The sequence below is a fragment of the Streptomyces specialis genome, from assembly GCF_001493375.1.
GTDB lineage: Bacteria > Actinomycetota > Actinomycetes > Streptomycetales > Streptomycetaceae > Streptomyces > Streptomyces specialis.
On the sequence record NZ_LN929896.1, the window covers coordinates 628,008 to 646,650 of the forward strand.

General features: G+C 70.8%; 16 protein-coding genes and 2 pseudogenes. 10 read left to right on the top strand and 8 right to left on the bottom strand.

Annotated elements, in window-relative coordinates; genetic code table 11:
* Positions 1-118: 118 nt before the first annotated feature.
* Positions 119-331, top strand: a pseudogene (locus tag BN2279_RS31220) (helix-turn-helix domain-containing protein); the annotation flags it as partial.
* A 120-nt stretch (positions 332-451) separates the two neighbouring features.
* Entirely contained in the window at positions 452-1,459 is a 1,008-nt protein-coding gene (locus tag BN2279_RS21030) for an NsdA family TPR-like regulatory protein (RefSeq protein ID WP_407702291.1), read from the top strand.
* A gap of 77 nt (positions 1,460-1,536) precedes the next feature.
* On the opposite strand, the gene BN2279_RS28005 is transcribed toward BN2279_RS21030, so the two are convergent.
* The 3 genes and pseudogenes from BN2279_RS28005 to BN2279_RS30780 form a co-directional block, all read right to left on the bottom strand.
* Positions 1,537-2,265: a 5-formyltetrahydrofolate cyclo-ligase gene (locus BN2279_RS28005; RefSeq protein WP_079032349.1), complete on the bottom strand. Its 729-nt coding sequence runs from the start codon at positions 2,263-2,265 to the stop codon at positions 1,537-1,539.
* Between the two features lie 211 nt (positions 2,266-2,476).
* Positions 2,477-3,403, bottom strand: coding sequence for an NsdA family TPR-like regulatory protein (locus tag BN2279_RS21035; protein WP_234348058.1), 927 nt, complete (start codon positions 3,401-3,403; stop codon positions 2,477-2,479).
* Positions 3,404-3,463: 60 nt separating this feature from the next.
* Positions 3,464-3,673, bottom strand: a pseudogene (locus tag BN2279_RS30780) (helix-turn-helix transcriptional regulator); the annotation flags it as partial.
* Positions 3,674-3,903: 230 nt separating this feature from the next.
* On the opposite strand from BN2279_RS30780, the gene BN2279_RS21040 reads away from it, so the two are divergent.
* The 4 genes from BN2279_RS21040 to BN2279_RS21055 all read left to right on the top strand — a co-directional run bounded on the left by BN2279_RS21040 (position 3,904) and on the right by BN2279_RS21055 (position 6,112).
* Positions 3,904-4,122, top strand: a complete 219-nt coding sequence (locus BN2279_RS21040; protein ID WP_059011899.1) for a hypothetical protein — start codon at positions 3,904-3,906, stop codon at positions 4,120-4,122.
* 267 nt (positions 4,123-4,389) lie between these two features.
* A complete protein-coding gene (locus BN2279_RS21045; RefSeq protein ID WP_159037298.1) occupies positions 4,390-4,749 on the top strand; it encodes a helix-turn-helix domain-containing protein in 360 nt (119 codons plus the stop codon).
* 18 nt (positions 4,750-4,767) lie between these two features.
* Entirely contained in the window at positions 4,768-5,298 is a 531-nt protein-coding gene (locus tag BN2279_RS21050; protein WP_059011903.1) for an NUDIX hydrolase, read from the top strand.
* 247 nt (positions 5,299-5,545) lie between these two features.
* Positions 5,546-6,112 (top strand): GNAT family N-acetyltransferase, encoded by a 567-nt coding sequence (locus tag BN2279_RS21055; protein WP_234348027.1) that lies wholly within the window; start codon positions 5,546-5,548, stop codon positions 6,110-6,112.
* A gap of 96 nt (positions 6,113-6,208) precedes the next feature.
* On the opposite strand, the gene BN2279_RS21060 is transcribed toward BN2279_RS21055, so the two are convergent.
* Positions 6,209-6,733: a GNAT family N-acetyltransferase gene (locus BN2279_RS21060; protein ID WP_079032352.1), complete on the bottom strand. Its 525-nt coding sequence runs from the start codon at positions 6,731-6,733 to the stop codon at positions 6,209-6,211.
* Positions 6,734-6,795: 62 nt separating this feature from the next.
* On the opposite strand from BN2279_RS21060, the gene BN2279_RS21065 reads away from it, so the two are divergent.
* Positions 6,796-7,104 carry a hypothetical protein gene (locus tag BN2279_RS21065; RefSeq protein ID WP_059011906.1) on the top strand — a complete coding sequence of 103 codons (309 nt, stop codon included), beginning with the start codon at positions 6,796-6,798 and terminating at the stop codon, positions 7,102-7,104.
* Between the two features lie 35 nt (positions 7,105-7,139).
* Here BN2279_RS21065 and BN2279_RS21070 read toward each other — a convergent pair whose 3' ends face one another.
* The 3 genes from BN2279_RS21070 to BN2279_RS21080 all read right to left on the bottom strand — a co-directional run bounded on the left by BN2279_RS21070 (position 7,140) and on the right by BN2279_RS21080 (position 9,625).
* Positions 7,140-7,589, bottom strand: coding sequence for an ATP-binding protein (locus BN2279_RS21070; RefSeq protein WP_324612855.1), 450 nt, complete (start codon positions 7,587-7,589; stop codon positions 7,140-7,142).
* 73 nt (positions 7,590-7,662) lie between these two features.
* Positions 7,663-8,439: an enoyl-CoA hydratase/isomerase family protein gene (locus BN2279_RS21075; protein ID WP_059011908.1), complete on the bottom strand. Its 777-nt coding sequence runs from the start codon at positions 8,437-8,439 to the stop codon at positions 7,663-7,665.
* Between the two features lie 34 nt (positions 8,440-8,473).
* Positions 8,474-9,625, bottom strand: a complete 1,152-nt coding sequence (locus BN2279_RS21080) for a L,D-transpeptidase (protein ID WP_079032414.1) — start codon at positions 9,623-9,625, stop codon at positions 8,474-8,476.
* 312 nt (positions 9,626-9,937) lie between these two features.
* Between BN2279_RS21080 and glgX the strand changes: the two genes are divergently transcribed.
* From glgX to BN2279_RS21095, 3 genes are all read left to right on the top strand, one after another.
* Positions 9,938-12,148, top strand: coding sequence for a glycogen debranching protein GlgX (gene glgX / locus BN2279_RS21085; RefSeq protein WP_059011911.1), 2,211 nt, complete (start codon positions 9,938-9,940; stop codon positions 12,146-12,148).
* A 263-nt stretch (positions 12,149-12,411) separates the two neighbouring features.
* Complete coding sequence (locus BN2279_RS21090; RefSeq protein WP_234348028.1) at positions 12,412-14,148, top strand: ABC transporter ATP-binding protein; 1,737 nt, start codon at positions 12,412-12,414, stop codon at positions 14,146-14,148.
* Positions 14,145-16,070, top strand: coding sequence for an ABC transporter ATP-binding protein (locus BN2279_RS21095; RefSeq protein ID WP_059011914.1), 1,926 nt, complete (start codon positions 14,145-14,147; stop codon positions 16,068-16,070). Before BN2279_RS21090 ends, BN2279_RS21095 begins: the two co-directional genes overlap by 4 nt.
* Here the strand turns inward: BN2279_RS21095 and glgP are convergent.
* A complete protein-coding gene (gene glgP, locus BN2279_RS21100; RefSeq protein WP_059011916.1) occupies positions 16,067-18,634 on the bottom strand; it encodes an alpha-glucan family phosphorylase in 2,568 nt (855 codons plus the stop codon). The two genes, BN2279_RS21095 and glgP, sit on opposite strands and share 4 nt — an antisense overlap.
* Positions 18,635-18,643 lie beyond the last annotated feature (9 nt).

Sequence of the window (18,643 nt, forward strand, 5' to 3'; positions counted from 1 at the left end):
CAGCCGACTGCACTACAGTCAACGTGCGGGCACAGACAGTGAAAACCGCCGACCGGTAGGCGCGATACCGGCTCGTATGGGTCAGGCATTCAGGACCACGGAAAGGGGCGGTCACGCCATGACGCCGAGGGATGCCGCCATCGGTGCCCTCATCAAAGCCGCCCGGCTCAGGCGTGGCTGGAGCCAGGCGCGTCTCGCCCGGGAGTTGGGCATCGCCGAGGGGCGTGGTCCACGCGGTCTTGACCGCAGTTCGGTCTACCGCTGGGAGCGTGGCACCCGGCTGCCGGACTACTGGTTGCCCTGGATCATCCAGGTTCTCGACCTTTCTCCTCCCGAGACCGAGCAGGTCCGAACAGGCTTTCCCACACCGAGTCCACCGGCTGACTCTGTGGATACTGTGGCCTCGGTCATCGAGTTGGGATTGGGAGACCTGGTGGAGCGACGGCACTTCATGGCGTCAGGCGCGTATGCGCTCGGCGCACTGGCGCTGCCGGACGCCGAGGCCGTCACCCGGCGTTCCTCCGCTGTCGCCACCGGAGCAACGGCCGCTGTCGGCCAAGGGGAAGTCGCGGCAATCCGCAGCATGACGAAAGCGCTTGGCGACGCCGCCGCCGAACTCGGAGGCGGCCACGCCCGGTACCTGGCCGTGCGCTACCTCACCGAGGATGTCGCCCGCTGGCTCAACGGCCGCTACACGGAAGCGACTGGACGCGAACTTTTCGCCGCCGCCGCCGAGTTGGTCCACCTGGCCGGATGGATGGCGGGCGACGAGGGCCACCAGGGCCTGGCCCAGCGGTACTACGCCCACTCCTACCGCCTGGCCGCCGAGGCCGGGCACGCCGAAGTGGCGGCAACGGCCCTGCGCGGCATGGCCGTCCAGGCCATCGACCTCGGTCACCGCGCCGCCGCCGTACGTCTGTCGGAGGCGTGCGTCCACGAGGCCCGCAGCCTCACCGGCCCCCGCGCGACGGCCTACTACCAGGCCACGCTAGCCAACGCCGCCGCCCTGGACGGAGACCGCGCCACCGCCACCGCCGCACTGACGGCCTCAGCCACCGCCATCGAACGCGCCCCGGCCGCCCCGGGCACCTCGTGGGCCGCCCACTACAGCCCCCGCCGCTGGGCCCACGAGTCCGGGATGATCCTCGCCCAACTCGGTGAGACGGACGCTGCCGAAGAACATCTCCGCCTCGCCCTGCACATCCACGGCCTGGACCGCCGGCGCACCCGCGCCATCGTCCTGGCCGACCTCGGAACCCTTCACCTGCGCCGGGGAGACACCGACGCCGCCTTCGCGACCTGGAGCGAATTCCTGGACAACGCGAGCGGCATCCGCTCCATCAAGGTCACCGACGCCATCACCGACATGCGCGCCCGCCTCACCCGCGTCCGCCACCTCCCCGCCACCGCCGACCTCGACCAACGCGACCAACGCGCAGCCACGTTGCACGAGCACTGACAGTCCTGACGGACGTTCTGGTAGTGGGTCCGGCCCGGGACTCCTACGCCGTGACCGCACCACTTGCCTCCTGAACGTTACTTCGGCCGGGCCTGGGGCCTGCGACCAGCCAACGCTGGGATTGCCGCGATGGCTTCCGGGCTGAGCGATTGCCAGATGATCCCTGGAGGGCGACGGTATGGAGCGCACTCAATGATTCTGTCCGGCGTGACAATAAGGTCGACTCGGAAGTCGTGACCAGCCTCGGGCAGGGATTCGTCCACAATCTGTAGCTCATGAACAGTAGTCACGATGAGAGTATGCGGCTGGATCAACCCGGCTTCCTGCAATAGTGCCACCTCGATATCCGCATATCCAGCACCCTTGCCAAGTCGAACCCCTTCGTAATTGACAGCCACGCTGCCACAAACGATCAGATCGACAGCGGGCATCTCGTCCAGGTCTGCGGGACGGGCAGACTTCGCCGCCGTACGTCGCTCAGCGGCTTCGCGGGCGGGTATGGTCAGTGTTTCCGGGTCGAGCAGATAGAAGGGCTTGGGGGCAGCCAGCTTTGACGCTGCCATGTAGACGCGTTTCCCTTCTTCGAGCGCCCGCGCTCTGACGGGCAACTGCGCCCTGTCAGGGACCGCTTTTATGACAGTTGCCCTCTGCCATGCCGAATGTTCAGCAAGTAGCGCGGCAGCAGCATCAGCGCCCACAAAGGAAGGGATACGCCCTGCCGCCCCATCCGGAGCGGCATTTTCTTGATCCAGCAATTTCCACACGCGTTCTCGAACGGCTTGCTTTGCCTCTCGGATGCTGTCCATCTGAGCCCTTCCTAAGTGGATCCGATCAGGCTGAAGAGTCGATCGTTCAAATCGCCTACGACTGACATGCTACACCACGGTTGCAGTTCTCGACCCGCCTGAAAGATGAGGTTCAGGCCACCGCCGCCACGATGCCCTTCAATAACATTCCATTTCCTCAGCATCCCGAAAAAGATAGGACCAGTATGTTCCGATTAATTGGCGCCACACGTCAGAAGGTGTAGGGATCTTCGTTGATGGCGACGGAGATCTGGTGAAGTCCGTCCCGGAGGGAGCTTGGGGCATCCGTCGTTGCGGCACCTTTTGCCGCCGTCGAGCCGAGCAGTTTGAGCGACACGATAGAAGACATCTCACCCACAGCCGGAATGATCTCCTCCGTTTCCTGTTCCGCTGCGCGCCAGTCCTTGACCGCGAGCAGGCAGGCGAGCAAGCGCACGGATGCGACGTTCCGATAGCCGACTTGCGCTTCCGATCGGGGGTCCATCGCTTGGCGAAGAATCGGGATCGCTTCCCGCCACTGCCCGGTTTCGTGCAGCGCTCTCCCCTGCTGCCTGTCAATTTCGCTCTTCGTGATCCACCATGCCCATGCTGGCATGTTGTCCGGTGTGCTCTCCTCCAGAAGTGAGCGGGCCCGTCGAAAGGTGAGCGCGGCCTGAGCCTCTTGCCCCACCCGCGCCAATGCCTGCGCTTCTCGCGCCCTGAACATGGATTCGATCCTGGGGGTCAGACGTTCCTGACCCATCACTGAGCGGGCGATGAGCAATTCCTCACGAGGCCGTCCGACCCAACCGGCCAACATGCCCATGTTCTGGAGGACCAAGAGCTCCATCGAGCGATCCCCGGCCAACCTGGCGAGAAACAATGCTTCTTGATTGAACCGGCGAGAAGCCTCGAACTCTCCGGCATTGAAGAGTGCCCAACCGGCGATCTCGGCCAATTCGGCTGCCGCCGCCAAAATATCGCGCTCGTATTTCTGCTCATACGCGCCAGCGCCCAGGCGGCGATGAACTTTCTTGAACGCTCGGGCGGCCATCTCTGCGATCGGCAGCCCATTGGTCTGATTGTCAAGCACAATGAGATGCCGCGATACGGAGCGGATCGCCTCCGCATACTCATCGCCTCTGGCGTCGTTCAGCATCCGAAGAGACGTATCCCCCGGGTGACTGTCTGGTGACGAATTCATCGATCGCAATTCTTCAACAGAGACACCGAGCGCGGTAGCGATGAAGGAAAGCCACTCGCGAGGGTTGCGCTTCCCTGTCTCATACCGGCTGATCTCCTGCCGTCCCACTGGATCACCCTGGACGCCTGCGGCACGGCATGTCTCACGCGCCAAGCGCCCTTGGCTCCACCCTCGCGCATTCCGTAGCCGCCGGATGTTGGCTCCAACGCTGCTCATGCTTCCCATTGTGGCCGACAGTTGGCCAACACCTGGCCGACAGGGAGGCCGCTATGCACAGACGGACAACAACGGAACGGTAGACGGACACGAAGGCACCCCCGCGATCGCTCTGTGTCGGTCCGGGGCGTGGACCACCTGAACGAAGGACAGGCAGTCATGACGAAGCATACGGACGGCCGGAGTCCGTTCTCCCCGGCGGGCGAGCGGTGAGTCCGGTTATCGGGGTGGTTGAGCGGGTGAAGCTGCTCTCGGGGGTGAGTGATCCGGTGATGTGCCACCGGGGTCACGAGGTGACCGACATGGCGACCGGCCGCACGGGCGTCCTGACGGACGTTCTGGTGTGGGAGCGGAACGGGCGGCAGGAGGTGCAGGTGTTCCTCCGGCGTGACGGGCGCGAGTGGGACACCGAGCCCCGGCACGTCGCGTGCGTGTGCGGCGTGAAGGAGGCGGAGTAATGCCCCGCCTGATGCCGGAACTGCGCGGATGCCGCTGCCTCATATTCCTCATCCGGGAAATCGGCCCCTGGAAGTGAGGAATGAGAAATGAGGAAGCGTGGAGCAGAGTGCGGAACCACGAGAACACCCCGACGTCCCGTGTGCGCACAGCGGTGAGCTGGCCGTGACGCCGGAGGGGAAGCGGTGTGCGGTGTGTGGCGCGCTCATCTATGCGGCGGCCGTTTGCGGTGAACAGACCACCCACCCCACGACAGGGCAAGAAGGCGCATGCCGGGAGCGGACACGGTGAGCGGGAAGGCGGCGGGGATGTTCCGCTGCGGGGTGACCCCCTACGAGATCGGTCACTTCCTGGGGATCGACCCCGCCGAGGTCGCGGTGATGCTGACCGGGCAGGGGCTGGACCCCGGGACGGGCCGGGCGTGCCTGCCGCTGCGGCGGCGGATGGGATGGCGGGCCAAGGTCGCGGACCTGCTCCGTACCGGATACGACAACGGCGCCTCCCTCAGCGAACTGGCCCGGCGGCACGGACGGCGCCCGCAGAACGTGCACACCCTCCTCCTCGAAGCCGACACCACCATGCGACCCCCCGGACGACGACCCGTCCTGGTCATCCCCCGCAACACCTGACGAAAGGCGCACCAAACCATGAGCACGACCCGCACCGTGAAGGTCAGCATCCTCGTCCTGGCAGGAGGCGACCAGTACGGCGTCCTGCAACTGCGGCACCCCGGGTCACCGGACTGGGACCTGCCCGGCGGCCTCGTCCACGAAGGCCAACTGATCCTCGAACGAGGAGCACAACTCCTGGCGGAACAGACCGGACTGCGCAGGACCGTGATGCGGGCCGTCGCCCTCGACCAAACCCCCCGCAACCCCCAAACCCACCAGCCCGAAACGCTCACCTACGTCCTCGCCGGCGGCTACGCCGAACCCGGCGCCCTCACCCCGGCCGCCCCGATGCGCTGGGCCGAACTGCCCGACATCATGCACGCCGAAGGCATCACCAAATACGCCGTCGCCTCCGCCCTCTACACCGGAGGAGGAAAGGCCCTGCCGGTCTGCCTCGGCGGCGAAGCCCTCTACACCGAAGCCGACCACCGCAGGGCGGAACAACTCAAACAAGCCCACGAACGCGGAGAATGGACCCCCGGCACACCACCCCCCACCCACCTGTAGACCGGAAACGCACCTATCCCTTGGGGACATGCGCGGCATTACGGCCCCGCGAAGAGCCGTAAAAGACCGAACCGGCCACGGGACGGGAGGCGAGCCTGAGCACCCGACAGGCCGGGAAGGAGGGATGGTTGAGCATAGTGCCTGGAGCAATCAGCCGCCGCACTCCCGTCGATACATCCCTCTACACGACGACCTGCACGCCAGACGGCCCCGGAACAGCAGCCCGGGGTACGAGAGGAGCAACCGCGTGAGCCAGCCTCACATCCTTTTGCGCGGCGACCTGCTGGGCCTCGGCATGCCCCGCCACGACATGCTGCCCACCTACCACCGGTGGGAGAACCATCCCCGCACGGTGCTGGGCTATGGCACACAGATGCCGCAGTCATGGGAGACCCGCGCCTCCGGCTGGGACGGCCAAGCCAACAGCCCCCTGCGTACCGCTTTCGAGGTGGTACGTCTCGAAGACGAACAGCCTGTCGGCATGACTGTGCTCTACCTCGACCAAGCCGTACGCACCGCTGAATACATCATGCTCATCGCCCCCGAGGAACGTGGGAAGGGATACGCGGCCGAGGCGACCCGCCTCACCCTGGACTGGGCGTTCCATCTCGCCGCTGTTCGCATGGTGTGGCTCAAGGTTCTCGAACCCAACACCCCAGGCATCCGCGCCTACGAGAAAGCCGGATTCCGCCAGTCCGGGCGGCTGCGCCAGTCCGGATACTGGCTAGGAACGCCGACCGACGAAATCCTCATGGACGCACTGCCCGGGGACTTCCCCGGCCCGTCAGCCGTGAATGCCGCCGTCACCCACTGACTGCGGGCCCTCGGGCCTACGCTCCCGCCCTGGCCGCCGTTCCCTACGGCGGCCGGGTTCTGTGTTCGAGCCCCCACCCACCTGTAGTTCCGGGGGTCAGTGAGCGTCGGTGGTCAGGTCGTGGGCCAGCAGGTCCATCAGGAGGCCGTCGTGCCATGTGCCGTCCGGGCCGCGTTCGTAGTCGCGCATGATGCCGACCGGGCGGAAGCCGGCCTTGGTGTAGCAGCGGATGGCGGCGGCGTTGTCCGCCGCCGGGTCGATCACCAGGCGGTGGAAACCGTGGTCGGTGACGAGGTGCCGGGCCAGGGTGCGGACGGCGTCGGTGCCCAGGCCCCGGCCGTGCGCCGCCGGGTCCAGGTAGAGGTCGATGTTCGCGTGCCGGTAGTCCGGATCGGTTTCCTGGCCCCACTGGATGGCACCGACCGTGCGGCCGTCCACCTCGACGACCAGCGTGCTGACGTCGGGATCGCCGAGGTCACGGGCGACCTCGGCGGCGAGGTCGATGTCGCCGCGCCAGCGCGCGTACACCTCCGGCGTCGCCCGGATCGCGGCCAGCGCCGGAACGTCGGAGGGGACGGCGGGTCGGAGCGTCACCTCGGCGCCGTGCAGAATCGTCTCCATGGACGGGAGGCTAACCGATCGACTCCCCCGGCCCCCGAAACCTATCATCTAGGCTGGCGAGCATGAGTCAGCAGTCAGAGCTGCGGGAGTTGCAGGCCGCCCTGCGGACCGCTTCGGACATCGCGTTCGACCACGAGACGCCCACCGGTGAGCAGGCCGAGGTGCTGGTGGACGCGCTGCGCCGGGCGCTGGCCTCGGCGCAGGCCCTGACGGCCGTCCCCGGTGCGACGGGCTGCCGCGAGCATCCGCGCGGCGCGGTCGATCCGCTGTACGGCGACAAGGACGATCCGCTGCCGCCCGGCTGGGGCAAGTGCCTGCTGTGCAACGACCGGCGCCGCCGCGCCACGCGCGGCCTCGCCCGCCGGATATGACGTACCGGACACTCCGGACCTGACACGGCCGCGGCTCAGTGGCCGACGACCCGCATCTCGAACCACGTGGACTTGCCGTGCGGCAGCAGGTCGACGCCCCAGCGGTCGGACAGCGTGTCGACCAGGAACAGGCCCCGGCCGCTCGTCACCGGCATGGCGTGCACGGGGAGATGGCAGGGCAGCGCGCGGGAGGGGTCGCGGATTTCGACGCGGATCCAGCCCCGGCGGCGGCGGAGGCGCAGCCCGAAGACGTGGGCGCCCGCGTGCTGGACCGCGTTGCCCACCAGCTCGGAGACGAGCAACACGGCGTTCTCGGTCAGCTCGTGCGGCAGCATCCAGTGGTGCTGGAGCTGCCGCTGGGTGAGCCGCCTGGCGACGGCCGCCGCTCCCGGCCGGGAGGCGAGACGGACCTCGCCCGCCGACGGGTCGGCGGAGAGGTCCCACGCCGCGTCGGTGAGCCCGTCGTCCTCGATGACGTCCCGCATGGTCCCCATCATGGCGTGCATATGCCCCGCGCGTGGGCCGTTCCCGGGGAAGTGCCCCTCCACGGGTGACCGATCAGTCGCGCGGCCAGAACCTCGCCTTGCCAGGACCGTCCTCGACGAAGCTCCGCATGCCGTACGCGCGGTCATCGGTGGCGAACAGTCCGGCGAACCAGGTGCGTTCGATCGTCAGCCCGACGTCGAGCCCGGCGTCCAGGCCGTCGTCCACCGACTCCTTCGCCGCGCGCAGTGCGGTGGCGGGCCCGGTCGCGAGCCGGGCCGCCCAGGCGTGGGCCTCCGCGTGGACCTCGGCGGCCGGGAAGACCCGGTCCACCAGGCCGATGGCGAGCGCCTCGTCGGCCTTGACCTGGCGGCCGGTGAAGATCAGGTCCTTGGCGCGGGACGGCCCGATCAGCCGGGGCAGGCGCTGGGTGCCGCCCGCGCCCGGGATCAGGCCGAGCAGGATCTCGGGCTGGCCCAGCTTCGCGTCGTCGGCGGCGAACCGGACGTCCGCGCAGAGCGCCAGCTCGCAGCCGCCGCCCAGCGCGTAGCCGGTGATGGCCGCGACGACCGGCTTGGGGATGCGGGCGATCGCGGTGAACGCGTCCTGGAGCCCGCGTGCCCTGGCGATCATCGCCGCGTGGTCCATGGCGCGCATTTCCTTGATGTCCGCGCCGGCCGCGAACATCTTCTCGCTGCCCCGGATCACCACGGCCCGCACGTCGTCCCGTTCGGTGACCTCGGTGGCCAGCGCGCGCAGCCGGTCCTGGGTGGCGATGTCCAGCGCGTTCATGGGCGGACGGTCCAGCCGCAACGTGCCGACGCCGTCCGCCACCTCGAGATGCACAGTCATGCCGGAAGGTTAGCCGCCGTTCACCGGGGGTCCTTCACTGGCCCGCGCCCCACTCGTCCCACGCCATGTTCCAGCCGCTCAGGCCGTTGTCGGGGGCGATGACGTCGTCGTCGGAGTGGACGACCTCGACCACGTCGCCGATCATCGAGTTCTCGTAGAACCAGGCGGCCGGGGTCGAGGAGTCGCCCGCGCCGCGCGTGTCCCGGAGGCCCACGCACCCGTGGCTGACGTTCCGCTCGCCGAAGACGGAGGCGCCGGCCCAGTAGTTGCCGTGGATGAAGGTGCCGGAGGTGCTCAGCCGCATGGCGTGCGGCACGTCCGGGATGTCGTACTCGCCGTCGAAGCCGACCGTCGCCCCGTCCATGCGGGTCTCCAGGTGCTTCTCGCTGATGACCATCCGGCCGTTCCACGTCGGGGTGGCCTCGGCGCCGGTGGTGACCGGGAAGGTCTTGACGGTCTCCCCGTCGCGCACCACCCGCATCGTCTTGTCCTCGGCGTCCACGGTGGACACCTGGCTGCGGCCGACGGTGAACCGCACCTCCTCGTACAGGGTGCCGTAGACGCCGGGGGCGCCCTCCACGCCCCGGGTGCGGAACCGCACGGTGACCTCGGTGCCCGCCGGCCAGTACTCCTCGGGCCGGAAGTCCAGCCGCTGGTCGCCGAACCAGTGCCCCCGCACGTCGACTTCGGGCTCGGTGGTGACGCGGACCGCGTCGCGCACGGCCGAGGTCTCCTCGATCGGGGTGTCGAAGGTGAGCGACAGGATCATGCCGACGCCGACCGTGTCGCCGTCCCGGATGTTCCACTCGGTGGCGAACGTGGCGTCGGCGGCCACGGTGGTGAACGCCGACGTCTCGGTCGCGCCCACGCCGTCGGCGTTCTCGCCGACCGCCGTCACGGTGTACTCGGTGGCGTTGGCGAGGTGTTCGTCCGGCTCCCAGCTCGCGCCGTCGGCGGCCAGTTCGCCGGGCACCTCGGCGCCCCCGGGGCCGGTGACGGTGACATCGGTCAGCGTGCCGTCCTCGGCGGTGACCCGCAGCGCGCCGGAGGTGGCCACGCCGGTCGCGCCGTCGCCCGGCGCGATGGCTATCGCGACGCCGGGCGCCTCGGGCGCTGGCGGCGAACTGCCGCCGGATTCCGGCTTGTCGCCGCCGTCGCTGCACGCCGTCACCACCAGCAGCAGCATCCCGAGCAGCAGCGCCACGATCGCTCCCGGGGCCCGTCCGCCCCCCGGCCGCGTTCTCACCGTTGATCCACTCCCCTCGCCGGCCCCAAATATGGCCAGGTAATCACACCGCAAGGAGCGTGGGACCCGGCGTGATTGTCACCGTTCCGTCGCAGTCCGCACCCCGGGCGGACGGCGGGCCGTGGCGCCGACCATGGCAAAATGCCTCATTCATGGCTTTGGATGATCGATTGTCATGAAGGTGTGAAACCGCACGTGAGGGTCGCGCGCCAGCGGGAATCATTGAGGGATCGAGACAATTGGAGGGCGCACGTGTCCCAGGCACCCGAGCGCGTGAAGACCGACGTCTGGCCCGGCCATCCGCAGCCGCTCGGCGCCCGGTTCGGCGCCGGCCCCGACGGAACCGAAGGCACCAACTTCGCCCTCTGGGCAGGTGGTGCCGAAGCGGTCGAGGTCTGCCTCTTCGACGACGAGGGGCGCGAGACCCGCTGCCCGCTCGAAGAGCTGACCCATGAGATCTGGCACGGCTTCCTGCCGGGCATCCGCCCCGGCCAGCGGTACGGATACCGCGTCCACGGCCGCTGGGACCCCGCGTCCGGCGCCCGCTGGAACCCCGCGAAGCTGCTCCTGGACCCGTATGCCAGGGCCGTGGACGGCGAGTTCTCCCTGCCGCCCGAGGTGTACGGGCACGACCGGGACCACCCCGACCAGGAGGTCGCCGACACCGTCCGCGACGACCGCGACTCCGCGCCGTTCGTGCCCAAGGGCATCGTCGTGCACGACACCGAGACCTGGGTGGACGACATCCGTCCCAAGACGCCCTGGTCCGACTCGGTCATCTACGAGCTGCACGTGCGCGGCTTCACCATGCGCCACCCCGGCATCCCGCCCGAACTGCGCGGCACCTACGCCGGACTGGGCCATCCCGCCGCGATCGAGCACCTCACCGGGCTGGGCGTCACCGCCGTGGAGCTGCTGCCGGTCCATCAGTTCGCGCACGAGGACCACCTGCTCCGGCGCGGCCTGCGCAACTACTGGGGCTACAACTCGATCGGCTACTTCGCCCCGCACGCCGCCTACAGCGCCTCCGGCAGCCGGGGCCAGCAGGTCGGCGAGTTCAAGGCCATGGTCAGCGCGCTGCACCAGGCCGGCATCGAGGTCATCCTCGACGTCGTCTACAACCACACCGCCGAGGCCAACGAGCTGGGCCCCACCCTCTCCCTGCGCGGCATCGCCAACCCCGGCTACTACCGCCTCGCCGAGGACGCCCGCCGCTACACCGACTACACCGGCTGCGGGAACACCCTGCACGTCGTCCAGCCGCAGGTGCTGCGCCTGATCACCGACTCCCTGCGGTACTGGGTGCAGGAGATGGGCGTCGACGGCTTCCGCTTCGACCTCGCCGCCGCCCTCGCCCGCTCCTTCCACGACGTGGACATGCTCTCGCCGTTCCTCGCCGTCATCGCCCAGGACCCGGTGCTGCGCCGCGTCAAGCTGATCGCCGAGCCCTGGGACATCGGCAGCGGCGGCTACCAGGTCGGGTCCTTCCCCCCGCTGTGGACGGAGTGGAACGACCGCTACCGCGACACCGTCCGCGACTACTGGCGCGGGGCGCTGCCCGACGTGCGGGACCTCGGCTACCGGCTGTCCGGATCGAGCGACCTCTACGCCTGGGGCGGACGCCGCCCGTACGCCTCGGTCAACTTCATCACCGCCCACGACGGGTTCACCCTCCGGGACCTGGTGAGCTACGAGACGAAGCACAACGAGGCCAACGGCGAGGAGAACCGCGACGGCAACAACGACAACCGCGCGTGGAACTGCGGCGCCGAGGGCGAGACCACCGACCCCGAGGTGAACGCGCTGCGCCGCCGCCAGTTGCGCAACCTGCTGACGACCCTGCTGCTGTCCACCGGCGTCCCCATGCTGGTCGCGGGCGACGAGATGGGCCGCACCCAGCGCGGCAACAACAACGCCTACTGCCAGGACAACGAGATCAGTTGGATCGACTGGTTCCTGATCGCCGACCCGGCCTGGCGGCCCCTGCTCGACCTGACCCGCCGGCTGATCCGGATGCGCCGCGACCATCCCGTGCTCCGCCGCCGCGCCTTCTTCTCCGGCCGCCGCCAGGGGCCGGAGGGCATAAGGGACCTGGGCTGGTTCACCGTCGAGGGCAAGGAGATGACCGAGGAGGACTGGTACGCCCCCAGCTCGACGCTGGGGATGTTCCTGTCCGGCCGGGACATCCCGCAGCGCGACGCCAAGGGCCGGCCGGTCGTCGACGACAGCTTCCTGGTGATCCTGCACGCCGGGCCCGAGCCCGTCGAGTTCCCGCTGCCGGGGCCGCCATGGGCGGAGGGCTACGAGCTGCTGGTCGACACCACCCGCGAGGACCAGGAGACCGCGCCCGGCACGCTCCACGCGGCGGGCGCCCCCATCACCGTCCCCGAGCGGTCGGTGCTGATGTTCCGCACCCTGCCGCAGGCCGACCGCGCCGGGAGCGAGGCGCCGACGAACGGCTGACGACGCCCCGGTCGCCGCCGCGCGCCGGCGGCGACCGGGGTGGGCCGGCGCGGTGGAGGCACGGCCCTCTCGGTCTCCGGACCTAGGACGAAAACCCGTGGGCGTCGACGGAGGGCTGTCTCTTCAACACATCTGACGCTGCCGGCGGAGAGGATAGGGGAGAGGGCGGTGGACTGCGTAGGCATACAAACGAAACAGCAGGCGGGCGAGCGCATAAGTAGGTGGTCCGCTCCCTCCTCCGCCTGTGGCCGTTCGTGCGGCCCGTGAAGACCCGTTTGATCAGCGCCGCCGCGGTGGCCATCGTCGCGGCCTCGATGGGCCTGGTCATGCCGCTGGTCCTGAAGTGGATCGTCGACGGCCCCGTCGCGGACGACGACTCCCGCGGTGTCTGGCTCGGCGGCGCCGTGCTGCTGCTCGTGGGCACCGCCGAGGCCCTGCTGTTCGGGCTCAGACGCTGGCTGGTGGCCCGCCCCCTGGCCCGCGTCGAGGCCGACATGCGGTTCGCGCTCTACCGGCACGTCCAGCGCCTCCCCGTCTCGTTCCACGACCGCTGGGCCACCGGACAGCTCCTGTCCCGGGGCACCGGTGACCTCCAACTGCTGCGTATGTTCCTCGCCTTCGGCCTGACCTTCCTCGTCGTCAACAGCGCGACGATCGTCCTCGGCCTCGGCGTCCTCCTCGTCCAGGACTGGTCGCTCGGCCTGATCCTCGCCGCCCCCATCGCCCCGCTGATCTGGCTGTGCGTGCTGTTCGAGGCCAAGTTCTCCGTCGTCGCCCGCCGCGCCCAGGACCAGATGGGCGACCTGACCACCGTGGTCGAGGAGTCCATCCTCGGCATCCGCGTCATCAAGGGCTTCGGGCGCCACCGCAGCCAGGCCCGCGCGTTCCGGGCGCTGTCCGGGGAGCTGGTGGAGACCGAGCTGCGCAAGGCGCGCCTGATGGGCGGCATCTGGCTGGTGATCCTCGCCCTGCCCGAGGTGTTCCTCGGCGCGGCCCTCGTGCTCGGCGTCGTGCGGGTCGCGGACGGCGACCTGACCGCGGGCACGCTGGTCGCCTTCATGACGACCGCCATGGCGCTGCGCTGGCCCGTCGAGTCGATCGGCTTCCTGCTCGCGCTGTGCAACGAGGCCGGCACCGCGACCGACCGCTTCTTCGAGGTGCTGGACACCGAGATACCGCCGGACATCCCACCGGCGCTCCCGGCCGGGCCCGCCGCGCGCCCGCTGCCCGCGCCCGCCGGGCCGGAGCGGGACGGCATCCGCTTCGAGAACGTCGTCTTCCGCTACCCCGACAGCCCGCCCGGCGCCCCGCCCGTGCTGGACGGCATCGACCTGCGGGTGCGCCCCGGGGAGACGCTGGCGCTGGTCGGCGGCACCGGCAGCGGCAAGACGACCCTGCTCTCCCTCGTCCCCCGGCTGTACGAGGTCACCTCCGGCCGGGTCCTCCTCGACGGCGCCGACATCGCGACCCTGCCCCTGCGGGACGTGCGGGCCATGGTCGCCGTCGCGTTCGAGGACCCCACCCTGTTCTCCGCCACCGTCGCGGAGAACGTGCTGATGGGCGCGGAGGACGCGGACCCCGCGGAGCTGGAACGGGCCCTGCGCGTCAGCCAGGCCGCCGGTTTCGTGGCCGCGCTCCCCCACGGTCCGCGCACCCAGGTCGGGGAACAGGGCCTGAGCCTGTCCGGCGGGCAGCGGCAGCGCCTGGCGCTGGCCCGCGCGGTGATCGGCCGTCCGAGGTTCCTGGTGCTGGACGACCCGCTGTCCGCGCTGGACGTGCACACCGAGGCGCGGGTCGAGGCGGCGCTGCGCGACGTGCTGTCCGCCACCACGGCGCTGGTCGTCGCCCACCGCCCGTCCACGGTCCAGCTCGCCGACCGGGTCGCGCTGATGTCCGGCGGGCGGATCGCCGCCGTGGGGACGCACCCGGAGCTGCTGAGCACCAGCGCCGAGTACCGCTACCTGATGACCGGCGAGCGGAACGAGGTGCCCGCGCGATGACCACCACCCTCCCCGACCGCGACCGCGACCACGACCACGACCGGGAGCCTGCCGAGGACGGGCCGCCGGCCGCGTCCGACCCGATCGCCCGCGACACCCTGCCCGCGCCCCGCGGCGCCTCGCGCCGGCTCCTCGGCTCGCTGCTGCGCCCGCACCGGGGGAAGGTCGCCCTCGGCGCGTTCCTGCTGCTGACCCAGCAGGCGGCGGTGCAGGCCGGTCCACTGCTGGTGGCGTACGCCATCGACAGCGGCGTCCCCGCCGTCCGCGACGACGACAACGGGCCGCTGATCGCGGTGGCCGTGGCGTACGTGGTGTGCGCGCTGGGCGCCGGCCTGCTGCGGTACACGTTCATCCAGGCCGCCGCCCGGATCAACCAGGGCATGCTGCTGGACCTGCGCGGCCGGATCCACCGGCACGCCCAGGCGCTGAGCCTGGACTTCCACGACCGGTACACGTCCGGCCGCCTGATATCCCGGGCCACCAGCGACGTGCAGTCGCTGCGCGAGCTGCTCAACGAGGGCCTCCAGGAGCTGCTGGTCATCCTGGTCTCCGTGGTCTACATCGGGGCGCTGCTGTGCTACCTGGATCCGGGCCTCGGCGGCGCGGCGCTGCTGTCGTTCGTCCCGCTGTACCTGCTGGTGCGCGGGTACCGGCGGCGGTCGGCCGAGCGGTTCGGCAAACGGTCCACGGCGATCGCCTCGGTGATCGTGCAGTTCGCCGAGACGCTCAACGGGATACGCCCGGTCAAGGCGTTCCGCCGCGAGGAGGCCAACGACGCGCGGTTCGACCGGCTGAACCGCCACCACGGGCGGGTCAACGCCGACACGGTCCTGGAGATGGGGCGCTTCATCGTGCTGTCGCGGCTGGTCGCCGCCGTCGCGGTGGCGGCGATCGTGCTGTGGGGCGCCCAGCGGGTGCGGTCGGGCGACCTGGAGCTGGGCGCGCTGGCCGCGGGGGCGCTGTACGTGCGGCGGCTGTACGACCCGATGGACCGGTTCGCGATGATCCTGAACAACTACCAGTCGGCCGTCGCCTCCCTGGAGAAGATCGCCGGGCTGCTCGCCCAGCGGCCGGACGTGCCGGAGCCGGAGCGGCCGGTGCAACTGCCGCCGCGGGCGGCGGGCCGGCCGGGGCGCGAGGTGGTCTTCGAGGACGTGCGGTTCGCGTACCGGACGGGCGGCGAGGTGCTGCCGCGCTTCTCGCTGACGCTGCCGGCGGGCCGGACCGCGGCGCTGGTGGGGGCGACGGGCGCGGGCAAGTCCACGCTGGCGAAGCTGCTGGCCCGCTTCTACGACCCGACCGAGGGGCGGGTGCTGCTCGACGGCACGGACCTGCGGGACCTGAGCACGGCGGAGCTGCGGCGCGGCGTGGTGATGGTGACGCAGGAGGCGTTCCTGTTCTCCGGCACCGTGGCGGAGAACATCGCGATCGGCAAGCCGGACGCCACGCGCGAGGAGGTGGAACGGGCGGCGAAGGCCATCGGCGCCCACGACTTCATCGCCTCGCTGCCTGAGGGGTACGACACGGACGTGCGCAAGCGCGGCGGCCGGATCTCGGCCGGGCAGCGGCAGTTGGTGGCGTTCGCGCGGGTCCTGCTGGCCGACCCGGCGGTGGTGATCCTGGACGAGGCGACGTCGTCGCTGGACATCCCGGGCGAGAAGGCGGTGCAGGACGCCATGGAGACGGTGCTGCGCGGGCGCACCGCCGTGGTGATCGCGCACCGGCTGTCCACGGTGGAGATCGCGGACCGGGTGCTGGTGATGGAGTCCGGCCGGATCGTGGAGGACGGCACGCCCGCCGACCTGATCGCGGGCACCGGCCGCTTCTCCGACCTCCACCGGGCGTGGCGGGAGAGCCTGGCCCGACACGGCTCCCCCCCGCCCGGCCTCGACGGCCGGGCGGGGCGGGGGCGGGGATGCTAGCGGAAGAGGACGCCGGACGACTCGACCGCCGCCTCCTCGCCGGGGAGGGTGACCAGGCCCAGCTCCGCCCGGTGGGCCAGCAGCGGGTGCGAGGGCAGGGCGCGGACCGTGTAGCCGAACGGTCCGGGCCGGTCGAGGGTCAGCTCCCCCTCGAACGTCCAGCGGCCGGCCAGGTCGGGCCCGTTCTGCGGCTTCAGCGGGACGTACACCGGGTCGGCCAGCGTGTCGTCGCCGTCCACCCGGCCGGTCACCGCCTGCACCTCCACCGACGACGGGTCGAGGTCGCCCAGCGCGACCCGCACCCGCAGGGAGACCGAGCCGCCCAGCGTCGTCGGTTCGGCGCCGGTCTCCACGTGCTCGACCGCGACGCGCGGCCACGCCGCCCGCACGCGGGCCGCGAAGTCGGCCAGCTCCTGCGCGGCGTCCGGCGTCATGGCGCGGTAGGCGAGCGCGGCCGGGGCGTACAGGTCGGTGATGTACTCCCGCAGCATCCGGTCGGCCAGCACCAGCGGGCCGAGCCGGTCCAGGGTGGCGCGGACCATCTCCAGCCACCGCGTCGGCAGCCCGTTGCCCGTCAGGCCCCGGTCGTAGAAGCGGGGGGCGACCTGCTCGTCCAGGAGCGTGTACAGCGCGGCGGCCTCGATGGCGTCGCGCCGGTCCGGCTCGGCGGCGGCGAGCCCGTCCGCCGTGGGGATCTCCCAGCCGAAGTCGGGGTCGAACCACTCGTCCCACCAGCCGTCCCGCACCGACAGGTTGAGGCAGCCGTTGAGCGCGGCCTTCATCCCGGAGGTGCCGCACGCCTCCAGCGGGCGCAGCGGGTTGTTCAGCCACACGTCGCACCCGGCGTACAGGGAACGGGCCATGGCCATGCCGTAGTCGGGCAGGAACACGATGCGGTGCCGGATCGCCGGGTCGTCGGCGAACCGCACCAGCTCCTGGATGAGCCGCTTCCCGCCGTCGTCCGCCGGGTGCGCCTTGCCCGCCACCACGATCTGCACCGGCCGCTCGGGGTGGAGCAGCATCGACTTCAGCCGCTTGCGGTCCCGGAGCATGAGGGTGAGCCGCTTGTACGAGGGGACGCGGCGGGCGAAGCCGACGGTGAGCACGTCCGGGTCCAGGACGTCGTCCACCCAGCCCAGCTCGGCCTGGCCGGCGCCGCGCTGCCGCCACGAGGCGCGCAGCCGGGCGCGGACCTCGTGCACGAGCTGTTCGCGCAGGGTGCGGCGCAGCTCCCACAGCTCGGCGTCGCTCAGCGCGCTCTCGCGGGCCCGGCGCATCGCGTCGGCGGTCCACGTCGGCGCGTGGACGCCGTTGGTGACGGAGCCGATCGGCGCCTCGCCCGGGTCGAACCCGGGCCACAGCCCGGCGAACATGCCTCGGCTGACGTTCCCGTGCAGGGCCGAGACGCCGTTGGCGCGCTGCGCGGTGCGCAGGCCGAGGACCGCCATGTTGAACTGCGCGGGCTGCCCCTCGGGCACCGCCTCCCGGCCCAGGCCCAGCAGCGCCTGGAGGTCGAGGCGGCTCAGCTCGCCGCCCTCGCCGAAGTGGCGGGCGACCAGCTCCTCGGGGAAACGGTCGATGCCGGCCGGGACGGGCGTGTGGGTGGTGAAGACGGTGCCGGCCCGCACGGCGCGCAGGGCGGCGTCGAAGCCGATGCCCGCCTCGCCCAGCTCGCGGATCCGCTCGGGGCCGAGGAAACCGGCGTGGCCCTCGTTCATGTGGCAGACCTCGGGCGCGGGGTGCCCGGTGATGCGGCAGAACGCGCGGACCGCGCGCATGCCGCCGATGCCGAGCAGCATCTCCTGGAGCAGCCGGTGCTCGCTGCCGCCGCCGTAGAGCCGGTCGGTGACGTCCCGTTCGGCGGGGCCGTTCTCCGCGACGTTCGAGTCGAGCAGCAGCAGCGGGACCCGGCCGACCCGGACCTGCCACACCTGGGCGGCGAGGGTGCGCCCGCCGGGGAGGGCGAGGGTGACGGTGGCACGGGCGCCGTCCGCCTCGGTGAGCGGGGTCAGCGGCAGCTCGTGCGGATCGATGACCGGATAGTGCTCCTGCTGCCAGCCGTCGGGCGACAGGCTCTGGCGGAAATACCCGTGCCGGTAGAGCAGGCCGACACCGATGAGGGGGGCGCCGAGGTCGCTGGCGGCCTTCAGGTGGTCACCGGCGAGGATGCCGAGGCCGCCCGAGTACTGCGGGAGGGCGGCGGTGATGCCGAACTCGGGCGAGAAATAGGCGACGGCGCGGGGCAGTTCGCCCTCGGCGAGGGCGTCGGCCCGCTGGTACCAGCGGGGCTCGGTCAGGTAGTCGCGCAGGTCGCCGACGGCGACGCCGAGGCGGCGCAGGAAGCCCCGGTCGGCGGCGAGCGCCGCCAGCCGGTCGGCGGAGACGGAGCCCAGCAGCCGCACCGGGTCCTCGCCGCACGCCTGCCAGCTCTCGGGGTCGACGGACCGCAGGAGCTCGCGGGTCTCGGGATGCCAGGACCAGCGCAGGTTGAACGCCAGCTCCTGGAGAGGTCGGAGGGGGTCGGGGAGGACGGGGCGAACGGAGAAGCGACGGATGGCCTTCACGGTGACGAC